This is a genomic window from Sphingopyxis sp., from assembly GCF_965279725.1.
In the GTDB taxonomy this organism is placed as follows: Bacteria; Pseudomonadota; Alphaproteobacteria; order Sphingomonadales; family Sphingomonadaceae; genus Sphingopyxis.
In genome coordinates this window covers 1062220-1077522 of the sequence record NZ_CBDIIL010000003.1, presented here as the reverse complement: position 1 = coordinate 1077522, position 15303 = coordinate 1062220, and the positions used below count along the sequence as shown (strand labels likewise).

Sequence of the window (15303 nt, the reverse complement as noted above, 5' to 3'; positions counted from 1 at the left end):
CCTTTACCGCAAAGCCGAATGCGAATCCACTGCCCCGCGGCCAATCCGATGTTTCACGTGAAACATCATTTTCCGATGCAAAAGCGCCCGAAACAAGACGTCGAGCATGTCGTCAACGCCCGCCCGCCCTGTAATCCGGTCGAGCGCGCCCGCGCCGAGCCGAAGCCGTTCGGCGAGCAAGATCAGGTCGTTCGCCTCGCGCGATCCGGCTTCGATGCGCAACCAGCCCTGCGCTTCGGCGAGGGCCAGTCGCTGACGCTGGCGCAGCGCCGCCTCGCCTTCGCGCGGCAACAAGGTGCGCGCCTTGGCGACGATATATTGGTGAAGCTTGTCCATCCCCTCGCCCGTCGTCGCCGACAGGATCAGATCACAATGGGTTGCGTCGGCCTCCGCGGCGGCAGCGCCCGCGCCAGCGGTCGGCCTGCGCTGCAATCAGGAATCGGACGCGGATGGACAGGCGCGTCCTCTGGCGGTCCCAGCCACAACAGGATATCGGCGCCCTCAACCGCCGCCTTGGCGCGATCGATCCCGATCTTTTCGATGTCATCGGCACTATCCGCACGCAGCCCGGCTGTGTCCGAAAAGCGCATAGCAATTCCGTCCAGCGCTAGCGGAGTTTCGATCACGTCCCGCGTTGTCCCCGCCACCGGCGACACGATCGCCAGCTCACGCTGTGCCAAGGCATTGATTAACGTTGATTTTCCAGCGTTCGGCGGCCCAGCGATCACCACCGACAGCCCCTCGGCGATTACCTCTGCCACAGGTCGTGCCAGCCATTGATCGAGCTCGTCCGCGAGCGCACCCATTCCCGAAATCAAACGCTGCGCGACACCTTCGCCAACTTCGACATCGTCTTCATCGGCGAAATTGAGCTCGGCCTCGGCTCCCGCCATCAACGTCAGTAACCTGTCTTGCCAAGCCGCCACCGCGCGCGACACATGCCCGCTCGCCATGCCGAGCGCCTGCACCCGCTGGCTCTCGGTCTCCGCCGCGAGCAGGTCGGCCAGCCCCTCGGTCTCGGCCAGATCGATCCGACCGTTGAAAAACGCCCGCCGGGTAAATTCTCCCGCCGCGGCGCGCCGCAGTCCGGGAGTTGCCGCCAACGCCGTTTCGACCGCAGCCACCACCGCGCGGCCGCCGTGCAGGTGCAGCTCGGCCAGATCCTCGCCGGTCGCGGTCGCCGGGCCTGGAAACCACAGGATGAGCGCGCGATCGAGCGGCTTACCTTCCCGATCGCGCAGATCGGCCAACACCGCGCGCCGCGCCGCGGGAAGACGCCCGGCAAGCTGCTGCAACGCCGCGCCAGCTTGCGGCCCGCTTACCCGAACGACCGCAATCGCCGCCGGCGGCATCCCGCTCGACAGCGCAAAAATCGTATCGCTTACGATGTCTTGGATCAGCTCTTGCGCCCCCGCGCTGGCTTGTCGTCGTCGACATCGGCCGATTTCGCGGTCGCCTTGCTCGCGCCGCCCATCAATCCGCCGCCGAACTGGCCAAGCAGCGACTGGACCAATCCCAGTCCGCTCTCGCCCATCGGCACCCACGTCTTGACCATCGCCTGTACCATGTCGGGGGTGATCCCCTTCGCCATCAATTCCTTGACGCGGTCGAGATAGATGTCGTGCAGCGGCTCGAGATTCGGCAGGCCGAACAGCTGACGCGCCTCTTCGGGGGTGCAATCGATCTCGATATTGAACTTCATCGCCAGTCTCCGCCCCGAAATGCCGGTAAGCCGCTTGAGCCATGCCCGCAGCGCGGCTAGCTTCGCGCTTTCAACGCCATTTAGCAAGAGTCAGGAGCTCCCCTCATGCCCGCCACGAACATCTCGATCTCCGCGCTCGACAGAGAAGGCGACATTCCCGCCTATGTCGCGCGGCCCGACGCCGATTCGTCGCGCGCGATCATCGTCATCCCCGAAATTTTCGGGGTGAATGCCGGAATTCGCGAAAAATGCGACGAGTGGGCTGCCCAAGGCTATCTCGCGATCGCCCCTGACCTTTTCTGGCGCTTTGCCCCCGGGGTCGAACTCGATCCCGACGTCGAGGCCGAGCTGCAGGAAGCCTTTGGCTACTTCGGCCAATATGATGCCGACCTGGGCGTGAAGGACATCGAGGCCGCGATCCGTTGGCTCCACGCGCAGGGCGCGAGCAGAGTAGGCTGTGTCGGCTTCTGCCTTGGCGGGCGGCTCGCTTACATGACCGCGGCGCGCACCGACATCAACGCTTCGGTCGGCTATTATGGCGTCATGATCGACCAGATGTTGAACGAAAGCCACGCCATCGCGCACCCGCTCATGCTGCATATCCCGACGGCCGACCATCTCGTCGGACCCGAATCGCAGGCCAAGATGCACGAAGGGCTTGATCCGCATCCCAAGGTGACGCTCCACGACTATGCGGGGCTCGATCACGGTTTTGCCGCGACCAGCGGCAACCGCCGCGACGAAGTCGGCGCGCAGCTGGCCGATGCCCGCACCAAAGCGTTTTTCGCCGAGCATCTGGCGTGAACGCCCCAAACAGCGCCCACGTCAGCGTCGCGGCATGGCACGCCTATATGGCGGGCGGCGGTGACCCGCAGGCGCTCAAGGACATGCTCGCAGACGATGCGGTCTTTCACTCGCCAGTCGTCCACACCCCGCAGGAAGGACGCAACAAGGTCTTCGCTTACCTCCACGCAGCAAGCCATGCCCTCGGCGGCGATGATTTTCGCTATTTGCGGGAAATCGTCGATGGCGATCAGGCGATGCTCGAATTCGCGACCGTCCTTGATGGCGTCCAGATCAATGGTGTCGACATCATTCGCTGGAACGACAATGGACAAATAAGCGATTTCAAGGTGATGGTTCGCCCACTCAAGGCGATCAACAAGGTGTGGGAGAAGATGGCGGCGATGCTCGCGGCGCAGTCGGCTTAGCCGCATGGTCCGCATCCCGCGCTGGATTGCCATCCCGACCCTGCTCGCTGCGATCGCTTTCGCAGCTTGGTGGCCACCGGCGCGCTGGTCGTTGCTGCTTTGGAGCCCGCTGTTGCTCCTCGCGCTCTACGACTCGCTGCAATCGCACCATAGCCTGCGCCGCAACTATCCGCTGATCGCGCGCGTGCGCTGGCTCTTCGAAGCGCTACGTCCTTTCCTCTATGCCTATATCGTCGAAAGCCCGCTCGACGGCCGCCCCTTTGCACGCGCCGAGCGCAGCCTTGTCTATGCGCGCGCCAAGGGTGACCTCGACGCGCATCCCTTCGGCACCGAACTCGATGTCTATTCGGACGAATATGAATGGATGGGCCACAGCATGGCGCCGGCGATGGACGGAGATCGCGGCGCGCGCGTCACCGTCGGTACCGCGCAATGTTCGCAGCCCTATTCGGCAGCGCTGCTGAATATTTCCGCAATGAGCTTTGGTTCGCTGGGCGCCAACGCGATCGAGGCGCTCAATCTCGGCGCCCAGATGGGTAATTTCTATCATGACACCGGCGAGGGCGGGCTCAGCGCCTATCACCGAATGCATGGCGGCGACATTGTGTGGGAACTGGGCAGCGGATATTTCGGTTGCCGCGACGACGCCGGCCATTTCGACCCCGCGCGGTTCCGCGACGCGGCGCAGGCCGATCAGGTCAAAATGGTCGAGATCAAGCTCAGCCAAGGCGCCAAGCCCGGCCATGGCGGCGTCCTTCCCGGCGCGAAGGTCAGCGCCGAAATCGCGGCTACCCGCGGCGTTCCCGAAGGCAAGGATTGCATTTCTCCTGCGGTCCATTCAGCTTTTTCGACGCCTATGGAGATGCTTAGCTGGGCCGCTAAATTGCGCGAACTATCGGGCGGAAAGCCCGTGGGCATCAAGCTATGTGTCGGCCAACCGCACGAAATCTATGCCGTCATGAAGGCGATGATCGAAACCGGCATCCGGCTTGACTATATTGTCGTTGACGGCGCCGAAGGTGGCACCGGCGCGGCCCCGGTCGAATTTTCGAACCGCGTCGGCATGCCGCTGCGCGAAGGGTTGATCCTGGTACGCAACGCGCTCGTCGGCTGCGGGCTCAAGGAAGAGGTGCGGCTCGCCGCATCGGGCAAGGTCCATTCGGGCGCCGGGCTGGCGATCAACGCAGCGCTGGGCGCCGACTGGTCGAACGCGGCGCGCGCCTTCATGTTCTCGCTCGGCTGCGTCCAGTCACTGCAATGCAATACTGACCGCTGTCCTACCGGCATCGCGACCCAGGATCCGGGGCGTCAACGGGGACTTGTCGTTGCCGACAAGGCCGCGCGCGTGCATCGGTTTCAGGCCGCGACGGTCAATGCGCTGTGGGACATCACCTGCGCGATGGGGCTGGAAACACCGTGGCAGATCATGCCGCACCATTTGCACGAACGGCTCAATTCGGCGCGTTCGGATTCGATCAACCGGATCTATAATTTCTACCAGCGCGGCGTATTACTCGACGATCCCGATTCGGTCGGCTGCGCCCGCTATTGGAACATGGCCCGCGCCGACAGCTTTCGCGCCGCGCTTTAGAGCAGCATCAACGCCTCTAGTTCGCGCTGCATATGCGGCGGCAACGCATCGCCGCTGCCAGCCTCGCCGCCCGCCGCCGGGGCATCTTCATCGGTCAGATAGCGCCACCCCTGATGTGCCCGACGATGGGTCGGCGGCAAGATCTCCAGCGCCTCTGAACAGACGATATCGAGCCGCCCATCCTTGCGGTCGTCGAAACGCAGGATCGTCTGGCGCGCGACAATCCGGTGCTTGATGATCCAGTGGAGATAGCCGCCGATCAGCTCGGCCTGCCGCTTGGGCCGCATCCGCGTTGGTACCCGCAATTCACCGCCCTGCGCCCGCGTCTCGACGCGGCGGGCAAAGGTTTCGACCTTTGCACAGCCGACGGCGACTTTGGTGAGATGAAGCGGGGGCATCAGCTGCAGATAGGCGCGCGCACGCCCAAAACCAATGCTCCGCGCTGATCGCTTAGCCGAACAAAGTACCGATCCCGACCGCCGGATCGATCCAGCCTTCATAGATCATCTTGATCGCGACATAGACGATAACCGCGAGGCCGAAATAGGCAATCCAGCGATACCGCTCGATATATTTGGCGATGATGTTCGCCGCGAGACCCATCAGCGCGACGGCAAAGATCAGGCCGACAATCAGGATTCCCGGATGTTCGCGCGCCGCCCCTGCGACCGCGAGGACGTTATCGAGGCTCATGCTGACGTCGGCGATCGCAACTGCCCAGGCGGCGCCCGCAAAGCTCTTGGCGGGCTTCAGACCCGAGGATTCGTCACCGTCGACTTCGGGCGAGCCATGCGACTGGCCGGCGTGACGCAGCTCGCGCCACATTTTCCAGGCAACCCAGATCAACAGCAGCCCGCCGACGAAGATCAGCCCGACGATCTGCATCAGCTGGGTGACGACCAGCGCGAAGGCGATGCGCAGCACCAGCGCGGCAAGGACACCGATCAGGATCACCTTCTTGCGCTGTTCGGCGGGAAGTCCGGCGGCCAGCGCGCCGACGACGATCGCATTGTCGCCCGCCAGCACGAGGTCGATCATCAGCACCTGAATGAAAGTGGCAAAGGCCGCAGGCTCGGTGATGTTCGAAAAATCATTGACGATATGGCCCCAAATTTCCGCCGGGCCGCCAAAACCACTGGCGGCAGCGCCGACCTGGACCATCAGTTCAAAAATCACACGACGTCTCCGAAATAGCTGACCACAGGTATCTGGTCATAAAAGGGGTGCAGCAACCTACGCCACTCTTGATAGCGGTCCGATTGTCGAAATCCATCCCGATGATCTTCGACCGACCGCCACTCTGCTAAAAGCAGATAAGGCTGTCCGGTTCCTGTCGGGCGATGAATTTCCAGCGAAAGAAAGCCCGGTGACACCTCGATCAGCGGTCGCGCCTTGGCGACGGCCGCCTCGAACGCTGCTTCGCTGCCCGCACGAACGGGAAGCAAGGCATGTTCGATCGCGGCCATTGCGGCGGTGGCTTATTGATTCATGGAGTCGAAGAAATCCTCGTTGGTCTTCGAATCCTTGATCTTGTCGAGCAGGAATTCCATCGCGTCGATGGTCCCCATCTGCATGAGGATGCGGCGCAGGACCCACATTTTCGACAATTTGTCCTTCTCGACCAGCAGCTCTTCCTTGCGGGTGCCCGACTTGCCGACGTCGAGCGCGGGGAAGATGCGCTTGTCGGCAACCTTGCGGTCCAGAATGATTTCCGAGTTGCCAGTGCCCTTGAACTCTTCGAAAATCACTTCGTCCATGCGGCTGCCGGTGTCGATCAGCGCCGTGGCGATGATCGACAGCGAGCCGCCTTCTTCGATGTTACGCGCGGCGCCGAAGAAACGCTTCGGACGCTGCAGCGCGTTGGCGTCGACGCCGCCGGTCAATACCTTGCCGGACGAGGGCACGACGGTGTTGTAGGCACGGCCAAGGCGGGTGATCGAATCGAGCAGGATGACGACATCCTTCTTGTGCTCGACCAACCGCTTGGCCTTTTCGATGACCATTTCGGCGACCTGGACGTGGCGTGTCGCGGGCTCGTCGAAGGTCGAGGAAACAACTTCGCCAACGACGCTGCGCTGCATGTCGGTGACTTCCTCGGGACGCTCGTCGACCAGCAGGACGATCAGATACACCTCGGGGTGATTGTCGGTGATCGCTTTCGCAATATTCTGCAGCAGCACGGTTTTACCCGTGCGCGGCGGTGCGACGATCAGGGCGCGCTGGCCCTTGCCCTGCGGGCTGACCAGATCGATCACGCGCGCCGACTTGTCCTTGACCGTCGGGTCGAGGGTATCGAGCGACAGCTTCTGGTTCGGATACAGCGGGGTGAGATTGTCGAAATTGACGCGGTGACGGACGACATCGGGATCGTCGAAATTGACGCTGATCAGGCGGGTCAGCGCGAAATAGCGCTCACCATCGCGTGGGGCGCGAATTTCGCCTTCGACGGTGTCGCCGGTGCGCAGACCATGTTTGCGGACCTGGTTCGGCGAGACATAAATGTCGTCGGGACCGGCCAAATAATTGGCCTCCGACGACCGCAGGAAGCCGAAAGAGTCGGGGAGCACCTCGATCGTTCCCGATCCGATGATTTCCTCGTCTTCGGCGACTTCTTTCAGGATCGAGAACATCAGATCCTGCTTGCGCAGCGTCGACGCGCCCTCGACGCCCAATTCTTCTGCCATTTCGACAAGCTGAGCAGGCGATTTTGTCTTGAGTTCTTTAAGATGCATGGATGGATTCCAGGATAGATTTTGGGAGAAAATACAGTCGATTTCGATGCACTACTGGAGTGCCTATCCGGCCGTGGGACGACCGTTAAAGATAGCGTCGGCGCCAGAAAGCGCCGCCCGCGCGGGGCGGGGTTGATCGGCCCCTATAACCCGGCTGGGTTCAAGTCAATCGGGCTGCGCCGGGACGGGGCGCAATCAGGGACGAACGACGACCAGGATAACGATGATCGCCGCGGCTATGCCGGGGACCTCGTTGAGCAGACGCAGGCGCTTTTCGCTGAGCGCTCGCTCACCGCGCGCCAGCTTTTTTGCATAGCCGATCATCCAGCCATGATAACCCGACAGCCCGATCACGAGGATGAGCTTGGCGATAAACCATCCTTCGCCCCAATAATTTCCGTTGAATGCGAGCATCAGGCCAAAGACCCAGACGATCGTCAAAGCAGGATTCAGAATGATCCGGGCCAGCCGGTTCTCGCGCTCGATCCATTTCCTGTCCTCGTCGGATCCGACGGGGCATTGGTGGTGATAGACGAAAAAGCGCGGCATCATGAACAGGCCGGCCATCAAAAAGATCACGAAAATGATGTGCGCCGCTTTGACCCAAAGCATCGTCGCCCCCAAAAATCCTGCCAGTTCCATATTATCCGCCGCGAACGCGTTTGATCAGATGCTCGACATGGGCAATCGGTGTGTCGGGCACGATGCCATGGCCGAGATTGAAAATATGGGGACGCGATGGAAACGCCGCAAGGATCCGGTCGATCGCGGTATCGAGAGCGTTGCCGCCGGCAACGAGCGCCAGCGGATCGAGATTACCTTGGACGGGGAGATGTTGCGGCAGCACGCGGTCGGCCCAATCGGGATCGACCGTTTCATCGAGGCCGATCGCGTCGACCCCGGTTTCATCGGCGTAGGCCCGCAGTTTGCCGCCCGCACCCTTTGGAAAGCCGATGATCGGCGTCTCGGGATGCAGTGTCCGCAAGCGCTGGACGATCTCGGCGTTCGGCGCGATTACCCAGCGTTCAAATTGTGCGGGGCTTAGACTGCCCGCCCAGCTGTCGAACAATTGCACCGCCTCGACGCCATGTTCGATCTGCCCCGACAAATAGGTAACGGTGAGTTCGACGATCGCGTCGATGATCGCCTGAAACGCTGCCGCGTCGCCGAACGCCAGCCGCCGCGCCGCAGACTGGTCTTTCGATCCCTGCCCGGCGACCATATAAGTCGCGACCGTCCACGGGCTTCCTGCAAAGCCCAGAAAGGTCGTCTCGGCGGGTAGCGAGGCCGCCACGCGCGCAACGGTTGCATAAATGGGGTCGAGCCGCTCCGGCGCCGCTGTGAGTGACGCCAAGGCGCTATCGACCAGCGGAGGGGCCAACCGTGGGCCTTCGCCTGCCTCGAACCACAAATTCTGACCGAGCGCATGCGGGACGATCAATATGTCGGAAAACAGGATCGAGCCGTCGAACCCGAACCGCCGGATCGGCTGTAACGTTACCTCGGCCGCGGCTTCGGGATCGTAGCACAGCTCGAGGAAACCGCCCTTGGTTTCGCGAAGGGCGCGATATTCGGGAAGATAGCGTCCGGCCTGGCGCATGAGCCACAGGGGCGGCCGCGCTTGCCGCGTCCCGCGCAGTACTGCCAGCAAGCTCTTCGGTGACGCCTTCACACGGCCCCTCTTTCTCTCTTCAATATAACACTTAAATATATTGTGGTGGTTTGTTGGTCGGCGGACAGCGCGGCTTTAGGCGGGGGCGTCGTTTTTGCCAACAGCTTGACTCTCATCTTGCCGCCGCTTGCCGCGGAGTCGCGGTTGGCTTCGCGCCTAACTCACAGGCTGTGGATAATTTTCATCCCTTGTGGGCAAGCTGCCGAGCGGAATCGGCAGCGTCGGGGATGAATCATCTGTACCCATTTGCCCCCCGCGCTTCTCCAGAACTTATCCACAGGAGCCTTTTTGTCGTCGCGAGCTTGATCCGGGATTGCCTTTTTCCGCGGCTTCCCGCCATGATGATGCGATGGGCCGTCTCCACCTTCATCTCATATCCGACTCCACGGGCGAGACACTCGAAAATATTGCCAAGGCGGCGATCGCGCAGTTCGACGATGTCGAGGTGGTGCGGCATTTCTGGCCGATGGTGCGTTCGGAATCGCACCTCGACCGGATCATGGCCGAAGTGCAGGCGAGCCCGGGGATGATCCTGTTCACCCTTGTTAACGGCGACCTGCGAGTCAGTCTCGAACGCCGTGCGGGGGCGCTTAACCTGCCACTCGTCCCGGCACTCGACGCAGTGACCGATGCGCTGTCGCGGATGCTGGGCCAGGAAGCCAAAGCGCGACCGGGGCGGCAGCATCAGCTTGATGCCGCTTATTTTGCGCGGGTCGAGGCGATCCAGTTCACCGTCGCGCACGACGACGGCATCGGGTGGGAAAATTGGGAACAGGCCGATATTGTTCTTGCCGGGGTGTCGCGGACATCCAAGACCCCGACGAGCATCTATCTTGCCAACCGCGGGTTCAAAACCGCGAACATCCCGATCGTTCCCGAATCGCCGCCTCCTGATGCGCTGTTTCATCTGAGGCGCCCGATGGTGGTCGGACTCACCACCGGGCTCGACCGGTTGGTCCAGGTCCGCCGCAACCGTTTGCTGTCGCTGAACCAGGCGCCCGAGACCGCTTATGTCCAGGACGATACGGTAAAGGCCGAACTCGCTTATGCCCGCCGCATGTTTGCCGACAATGGTTGGCCGGTGATCGACGTGACGCGCAGATCGATCGAAGAAACGGCGGCGGCAGTGATCAAGCTGGTCGAGGATCGCGGTGCTGCATGACGCTGCTGCTCGCTTCACAAAGCAGCGGCCGCGCCGCAATGTTCCGCGCCGCCGGACTCGTGTTCGAGACGACCGCCGCGCATGTCGACGAGGAGGCGCTGACCGCGTCGCTGCTCGTGACCGGCCAGACTCCGCGCAACATCGCCGATGCGCTGGCCGAGGCCAAGGCGATCAAAGTCTCGTCGCGCCTGCCCGGCGTCATCGTGATCGGTGCCGATTCGACTCTGGCGCTCGATGACGGGACGATGCTGTCGAAACCCGACAGCCCGGGCGAGGCGGCGGATCATCTTCGCCGAATGGCCGGAACGCGGCACCGCTTGTTCAGCGCCGCAGTCGCGGCGCGCGACGGCGCCCCGGTCTGGCGCGCGATCGGCGAGGCCAAGCTGTGGATGCGCCCCTTGTCCGACGCCTTCATCGCGGCCTATGTCGCGCAAAACTGGGACAGCATCCGCTGGACCGTCGGCTGTTACGAAATCGAAGGAGCGGGGGTGCAATTGTTCGAAAAGGTCGAGGGCGATCCTTGGACGATCATCGGCATGCCGATGCTGCCGCTGCTTTCGTGGCTGCGGACCACCGGATTGGCGCCAGAATGAGCGGCATCCCCTATGCCGAGGTGATCGGCGACCCGATCGCGCAGTCGAAATCGCCCCTCATTCACGGCTTCTGGCTGGATGCGCTGGGACTGGCCGGCGATTATCGCCGCGAACATGTAAAGCCCGAAGGCCTTGCCGCCTATGTCGAGGAACGCCGTGACGATCGCGATTGGCGCGGCTGCAACGTTACTATGCCGCACAAGGGTGCGGTGATGGATCTCGTCGATGATCCCGGCGACATCCGCGGCACGATCGGCGCGATGAACACGATCGTCCGGCAAAAGGACGGCGCGCTGATCGGCACCAACACCGACGCCGCGGGCTTTTATTCCCCGCTTGCCGAACTCGACCTCGACGGCGCTCCCGTCGCGGTCGTCGGTGCTGGCGGCGCCGCACGCGCCGTGCTGTTCGCGCTGGCGCGCGCGAACGTCGGGCCTGTCACGATCTCCAATCGCAGCCCGTTGAAAGCGATGGGCCTGCTCGCGACCTTCGGCCTAAAAGGCGATGTCGTCGGCCTCGACGCACAGCTTCCACCGGTATCGTTGCTCGTCAATGCCAGCAGCCTCGGGATGAAGGGCCAGCCGCCACTCGATCTCGACCTGTCGCCGCTTCCCGATGACGCGATCGTCTACGATCTTGTCTATTCGCCGCTCCAGACCGGGCTGCTCAAGGCGGCCGAGGCGCGCGGACTTGACACCGTTGACGGGCTCGACATGTTGATCGGCCAAGCCGCTCTCGCCTTCGAGCTGTTCTTCGGCGCCGTCCCGCCCGAAGGCCGCGACGAGGAATTGCGCGCACTCCTCACCGCATGACATATGCCAAGCGCCTCGGCTCGCGGCTTCGCCGTCCTTTCATTCTCGGCCTGACCGGCTCGATCGGCATGGGCAAATCGACCGCGGCGACAATGTTCAAGCGTGAGGGCGTCCCGGTGTTCGATGCCGATGCCGAAGTGCACCGGTTGCAAGGTCCCGGCGGCGCACTGGTGGGCGCAATCGAGGCGCGTTTTCCCGGCACCACCGGCCCCAAGGGGGTCGACCGGCAGAAACTCGGCGCACTCGTGCTCGGCAACACGCATGAACTGGCGGCGCTTGAGGCGATCGTTCATCCCGCGGTCGGCAAGGCGCAGAAGCGCTTCCTCGCGCGCCACCGTGCCCGCGACGTCGTCGTGCTCGACATCCCCCTCCTGTTCGAGAAGGGAGGGTGGCGAAAGGTCGGCGCAATCGCCGTCGTCTCGGCGCCTGCGTGGATGCAGCGCAAGCGCGTGATGCGCCGCCCCGGCATGGCCGCCGCCAAGCTCAAAGCGATCCGCCGCCTGCAGGTTCCTGACCGGGTCAAGCGCGCGCGGGCCGATTTCATCATCGAAACGGGCCGCCCCAAAAGCGAGACGCACCGCCAGATTCGTTTCATCGCCTCTTGTTTCCGCGCCCGATAGCGTCCAGATTATGGCTTCGATGCGTGAGATTATCTTTGATACCGAAACCACGGGTTTCGATCCCAAAACAGGGGACAGGCTGGTCGAAATCGGGTGTGTCGAGCTGGTCGACCGCCGCGAGACGGGCGTCACCTTCCACGCCTATTTTAATCCCGAACGCGACATGCCCGCCGCGGCCGAGGCGGTCCACGGTCTGTCGATCCAGTTTCTGTCGGACAAGCCGTTGTTTGCGGCTCGCGTCGATGAGCTGATCGAATTCCTGGGCGATGCCCCGCTCGTTGCGCATAATGCCACCTTCGACTTCGGTTTCGTCAATGCCGAACTCGCGCGCGCTGGCCGGCCGGCACTCGACATGACGCGCATGTGTTGCACCGTACAAATGGCGCGCAAGATCCATCCTGGCGCAAAGCACAGCCTCGACGCGCTTTGCACGCGCTATGGGATCGACCGCAGCCACCGGGTCAAACACGGCGCGCTGCTCGACGCCGAACTGCTGGCGCATCTCTATATCGAAATGACCGGCGGGCGGCAGATCGGCTTGGGGCTGGCGTCTTCGGCCTCGGGCGCCGCAGCCTCGGTGGCCAGCGCGCCGAGTGCTCCGCGCGGCGCCTACCGTCCGTTTCGCGAACCTCGTCCCCACATGGCATCGGCCGCGGACCTCGCGCGCCATGCCGAATTTGTCGCAGGGCTGAATCAGCCGCTGTGGCTCGATACGGTGTGATGACTCTCCCATTGTCATCACACCGGACATAGCAGGAGAAGAAAAATGGAAATTCGCGTGTCTGGACACCAGATCGAAACCGGCGAAGCGCTGCAGGCGCATGTGTCGGACCGGATGAACGCGATTGCCGACAAATATTTCTCCCGGGCGATCGGCGCCCACGCCACTTTCGGCAAGGGGCCGCATGACAGTTTCCAATGCGACATCGTCGCGCATGTGATGCAGGGGCTGGTGCTCAAGGGGCATGGCCAGGCGCAGGACGCGCATGTCGCGTTCGAAGGCGCGGCGGAACGGATCGAAAAGCAGCTCCGCCGCTACATGCGCCGTTTGAAGGATCATAATGGCGCGAGCCAACCGTCACCGACGATTGACGAGATCGAGGATAATGCGAGCTATATCGTCTTCGATGGCGGCGACGATGAAGATGCGGGCGATGCGCCCGCGATCATTGCCGAAACACGTGTCGATATTCCCAGCAGTAGCGTGTCCGACGCGGTGATGATGCTCGATCTGCGCAACACCAATGCATTGCTGTTCGTCAACAGCAAGACCGGCACGCACAATATGGTCTATCGCCGCGACGACGGCACGATCGGCTGGGTTGAACCACGATAGGGCTGGATTTTCTTCGCCATCCGGCATAAGGGCCGCGCCCAACACGTCCCCAAACACGTCCTAAGCCGTGATGGCGGGGCGCCGGTACGACCGATCCGCAATTTTGCTCAGGAACGGCCGGCCCCTTCGCCGAGCGGCTACACAGATTTGACCAGACCCATGAACCTTTCTTCTCTCCTTTATCCTGCGACCGTGCGCGCGCATGTGCAGCTCGATTCGAAAAAGGCGCTCTTTCCGTTCGTGGGAGACCTCGCCAGCCGTTCGCTCGGCCTCGACGCGGGTGAAGTCAGCGAAGCCCTGCTGGAACGCGAGCGGCTCGGCTCGACCGGATTCGGACGCGGGATTGCGTTGCCCCACGCCAAAATGGCTGATCTGACCGGGGTACGCGGGCTTTTTCTGCAATTGTCGCGCCCGATCGACTTCAACGCGGTCGATGGCCTGCCGGTCGATCTGTTGTTTGTGCTGTTGTCGCCGCTCGATGCCGGTGCCGACCATCTGAAAGCGCTCGCCGGCGTATCGCGCATGCTTCGCAACGAAGCGATCGCCGAACGGCTACGCGGCGCGAAGAGCGATGAAGCGTTGTATGCGCTGCTCGCCGACACCGAAACGCGTGATGCGGCGTAACGCCGCAGTGCGATCGTTCCCATGGCGCGGCTGACCAGCCGCTTTCTCGTCGATCTGCTGCTCCGCCGCACCGAATCGGCCGGCGGTTTTGCGACGGTGCTTGCGACCGGCGACGAGCATTCGGGCATCATTTTGGTCCAATGCAGCGAACGCGGTCAGCCCGGCCCGCTGCTCGAACGGCGATTTTCAGCGGGCGGCCACTATATCTGGGAAGCGGTTGGCCCCGACGACCCCAAAGATGGTGAATCACGCGACAACTACCAGGAGCGGCGGCAATCGGCCGATCCCGATCTGTGGATCGTCGAACTGGATATCGCAGATGCGCCACGGCTCGTCGCGGAATGGGCCGCGTTAACTTGACTCTGTTGCGGTGCAACATAGGTGGCGCGCATTCGATAACGCGTAGGTCGTTCCGCGGGTTGCATCGCCTTGGTGGTGCCCCGGTAAAACGGTTTGGACACGCAGTCGGACGATGACCGCAGGCGATATTGGGCCATAGCCCCTCGCCTGTTCTGGACGTTTCGGTTCATCGGCCGCACTTTTGACGGACACTATGAGTCGTATTTTGAACGTGGCCAGCATGGCTGCCGTCGGCATGACTGCCGCCACCATGCTGCTTTTGGCGGAACCCGGCTTCGCAAGCGATCTGGCTGCCGACGCCAATTTTCCCGCCCTGATCACACCGAGCGCAGAAGCGCCCGTGGCGGTCGAACCGGCGGATCTGTCGATCAAGACCGACGTGCCGGTTGGCGACATCACCGAAAATAGCGATGATACGCCCGACGCAAAGACGGCGCCGGTGACCGCGGAATCGCTTGCAGCACTGGTTGCCGCCACCCCGCGCCCGGCGGAGATGGACCCCGAACTGCGCTGTCTGGCCGGAACGGTCTATTTCGAATCGCGCGGCGAATCGCTCGTTGGCCAGCTTGCGGTCGCGCATGTGGTCATCAACCGCGCCCAGTCGGGCCGCTTCCCCAAAAGCCTGTGCGGCGTCGTCCATCAGCGGAGCCAGTTCAGCTTTGTGCGCGGCGGCAAGATGCCCGCCGTTCGTGAGGGTGCGCAATGGTCGAACGCCATCGCGATCGCCCAGATCGCCCGTGACGGCAGCTGGAAAAATCATGCGCCCGGCGCGCTCTTTTTCCACGCTCGCTATGTCTCGCCGGGCTGGCGCAAGACGCGCATCGCGCAGATCGACAACCACATCTTCTATCGCTGATCGCAAGGAACACGGGGTGCCGCGCGTATCCC

Annotated in this window: 21 protein-coding genes; 12 read left to right on the top strand and 9 right to left on the bottom strand. The window is 62.8% G+C overall.

Annotation, left to right across the window (positions count from 1 at the left end):
• Positions 1-3: 3 nt before the first annotated feature.
• Genes ACQY6T_RS14130 through ACQY6T_RS14120 form a run of 3 tightly spaced genes read right to left on the bottom strand, consistent with a single transcriptional unit; the run spans position 4 to position 1702 of the window.
• Positions 4-336 carry a hypothetical protein gene (locus tag ACQY6T_RS14130; RefSeq protein ID WP_428631688.1) on the bottom strand — a complete coding sequence of 111 codons (333 nt, stop codon included), beginning with the start codon at positions 334-336 and terminating at the stop codon, positions 4-6.
• 26 nt (positions 337-362) lie between these two features.
• Positions 363-1373 (bottom strand): tRNA uridine-5-carboxymethylaminomethyl(34) synthesis GTPase MnmE, encoded by a 1011-nt coding sequence (gene mnmE, locus ACQY6T_RS14125; RefSeq protein WP_428632666.1) that lies wholly within the window; start codon positions 1371-1373, stop codon positions 363-365.
• A 23-nt stretch (positions 1374-1396) separates the two neighbouring features.
• On the bottom strand, positions 1397-1702 hold the full coding sequence (locus ACQY6T_RS14120; RefSeq protein WP_428631686.1) for a DUF6489 family protein: 306 nt from the start codon (positions 1700-1702) through the stop codon (positions 1397-1399).
• A 105-nt stretch (positions 1703-1807) separates the two neighbouring features.
• Here ACQY6T_RS14120 and ACQY6T_RS14115 point away from each other — a divergent pair, with 105 nt between their 5' ends.
• Genes ACQY6T_RS14115 through ACQY6T_RS14105 form a run of 3 tightly spaced genes read left to right on the top strand, consistent with a single transcriptional unit; the run spans position 1808 to position 4504 of the window.
• Positions 1808-2506, top strand: a complete 699-nt coding sequence (locus tag ACQY6T_RS14115) for a dienelactone hydrolase family protein (protein ID WP_428631684.1) — start codon at positions 1808-1810, stop codon at positions 2504-2506.
• A complete protein-coding gene (locus tag ACQY6T_RS14110) occupies positions 2503-2913 on the top strand; it encodes a nuclear transport factor 2 family protein (RefSeq protein WP_428631681.1) in 411 nt (136 codons plus the stop codon). The genes ACQY6T_RS14115 and ACQY6T_RS14110 overlap by 4 nt, the downstream gene beginning before the upstream one ends.
• Before the next feature lie 4 nt (positions 2914-2917).
• The gene (locus ACQY6T_RS14105) at positions 2918-4504 is read left to right on the top strand and encodes an FMN-binding glutamate synthase family protein (RefSeq protein ID WP_428631680.1); all 1587 of its coding nucleotides are present in this window, start codon (positions 2918-2920) and stop codon (positions 4502-4504) included.
• Here ACQY6T_RS14105 and ACQY6T_RS14100 read toward each other — a convergent pair.
• The 6 genes from ACQY6T_RS14100 to hemE all read right to left on the bottom strand — a co-directional run bounded on the left by ACQY6T_RS14100 (position 4501) and on the right by hemE (position 8908).
• Entirely contained in the window at positions 4501-4902 is a 402-nt protein-coding gene (locus ACQY6T_RS14100; protein WP_428631677.1) for a DUF1489 family protein, read from the bottom strand. The two genes, ACQY6T_RS14105 and ACQY6T_RS14100, sit on opposite strands and share 4 nt — an antisense overlap.
• A 52-nt stretch (positions 4903-4954) precedes the next feature.
• On the bottom strand, positions 4955-5665 hold the full coding sequence (locus ACQY6T_RS14095) for a TerC family protein (RefSeq protein ID WP_428632664.1): 711 nt from the start codon (positions 5663-5665) through the stop codon (positions 4955-4957).
• Between the two features lie 11 nt (positions 5666-5676).
• Positions 5677-5970: an antibiotic biosynthesis monooxygenase family protein gene (locus ACQY6T_RS14090; RefSeq protein WP_428631676.1), complete on the bottom strand. Its 294-nt coding sequence runs from the start codon at positions 5968-5970 to the stop codon at positions 5677-5679.
• Between the two features lie 12 nt (positions 5971-5982).
• A complete protein-coding gene (rho, locus tag ACQY6T_RS14085) occupies positions 5983-7236 on the bottom strand; it encodes a transcription termination factor Rho (protein WP_428631674.1) in 1254 nt (417 codons plus the stop codon).
• Between the two features lie 195 nt (positions 7237-7431).
• Complete coding sequence (locus ACQY6T_RS14080; RefSeq protein WP_428631672.1) at positions 7432-7848, bottom strand: CopD family protein; 417 nt, start codon at positions 7846-7848, stop codon at positions 7432-7434.
• A gap of 31 nt (positions 7849-7879) precedes the next feature.
• A complete protein-coding gene (gene hemE, locus ACQY6T_RS14075; protein WP_428631671.1) occupies positions 7880-8908 on the bottom strand; it encodes a uroporphyrinogen decarboxylase in 1029 nt (342 codons plus the stop codon).
• Positions 8909-9257: 349 nt separating this feature from the next.
• Here hemE and ACQY6T_RS14070 point away from each other — a divergent pair, with 349 nt between their 5' ends.
• The 9 genes from ACQY6T_RS14070 (at position 9258) to ACQY6T_RS14030 (ending at position 15271) form a co-directional block, all read left to right on the top strand.
• Positions 9258-10070: a pyruvate, water dikinase regulatory protein gene (locus ACQY6T_RS14070; RefSeq protein ID WP_428631670.1), complete on the top strand. Its 813-nt coding sequence runs from the start codon at positions 9258-9260 to the stop codon at positions 10068-10070.
• Positions 10067-10663 carry a Maf family protein gene (locus tag ACQY6T_RS14065; RefSeq protein ID WP_428631668.1) on the top strand — a complete coding sequence of 199 codons (597 nt, stop codon included), beginning with the start codon at positions 10067-10069 and terminating at the stop codon, positions 10661-10663. Before ACQY6T_RS14070 ends, ACQY6T_RS14065 begins: the two co-directional genes overlap by 4 nt.
• Positions 10660-11475 carry a shikimate dehydrogenase gene (gene aroE, locus ACQY6T_RS14060; protein WP_428631666.1) on the top strand — a complete coding sequence of 272 codons (816 nt, stop codon included), beginning with the start codon at positions 10660-10662 and terminating at the stop codon, positions 11473-11475. The genes ACQY6T_RS14065 and aroE overlap by 4 nt, the downstream gene beginning before the upstream one ends.
• The gene (coaE, locus tag ACQY6T_RS14055) at positions 11472-12095 is read left to right on the top strand and encodes a dephospho-CoA kinase (protein WP_428631664.1); all 624 of its coding nucleotides are present in this window, start codon (positions 11472-11474) and stop codon (positions 12093-12095) included. Before aroE ends, coaE begins: the two co-directional genes overlap by 4 nt.
• Positions 12096-12114: 19 nt before the next feature.
• Complete coding sequence (gene dnaQ / locus ACQY6T_RS14050; RefSeq protein ID WP_428631662.1) at positions 12115-12816, top strand: DNA polymerase III subunit epsilon; 702 nt, start codon at positions 12115-12117, stop codon at positions 12814-12816.
• A gap of 45 nt (positions 12817-12861) precedes the next feature.
• Positions 12862-13431 carry a ribosome hibernation-promoting factor, HPF/YfiA family gene (gene hpf, locus ACQY6T_RS14045; protein WP_428631660.1) on the top strand — a complete coding sequence of 190 codons (570 nt, stop codon included), beginning with the start codon at positions 12862-12864 and terminating at the stop codon, positions 13429-13431.
• Between the two features lie 159 nt (positions 13432-13590).
• Complete coding sequence (locus ACQY6T_RS14040; RefSeq protein ID WP_088439859.1) at positions 13591-14055, top strand: PTS sugar transporter subunit IIA; 465 nt, start codon at positions 13591-13593, stop codon at positions 14053-14055.
• A 21-nt stretch (positions 14056-14076) separates the two neighbouring features.
• Positions 14077-14415, top strand: coding sequence for a DUF1491 family protein (locus ACQY6T_RS14035; RefSeq protein ID WP_428631657.1), 339 nt, complete (start codon positions 14077-14079; stop codon positions 14413-14415).
• A 235-nt stretch (positions 14416-14650) separates the two neighbouring features.
• Positions 14651-15271, top strand: a complete 621-nt coding sequence (locus tag ACQY6T_RS14030) for a cell wall hydrolase (RefSeq protein ID WP_428631656.1) — start codon at positions 14651-14653, stop codon at positions 15269-15271.
• Positions 15272-15303: the final 32 nt, after the last annotated feature.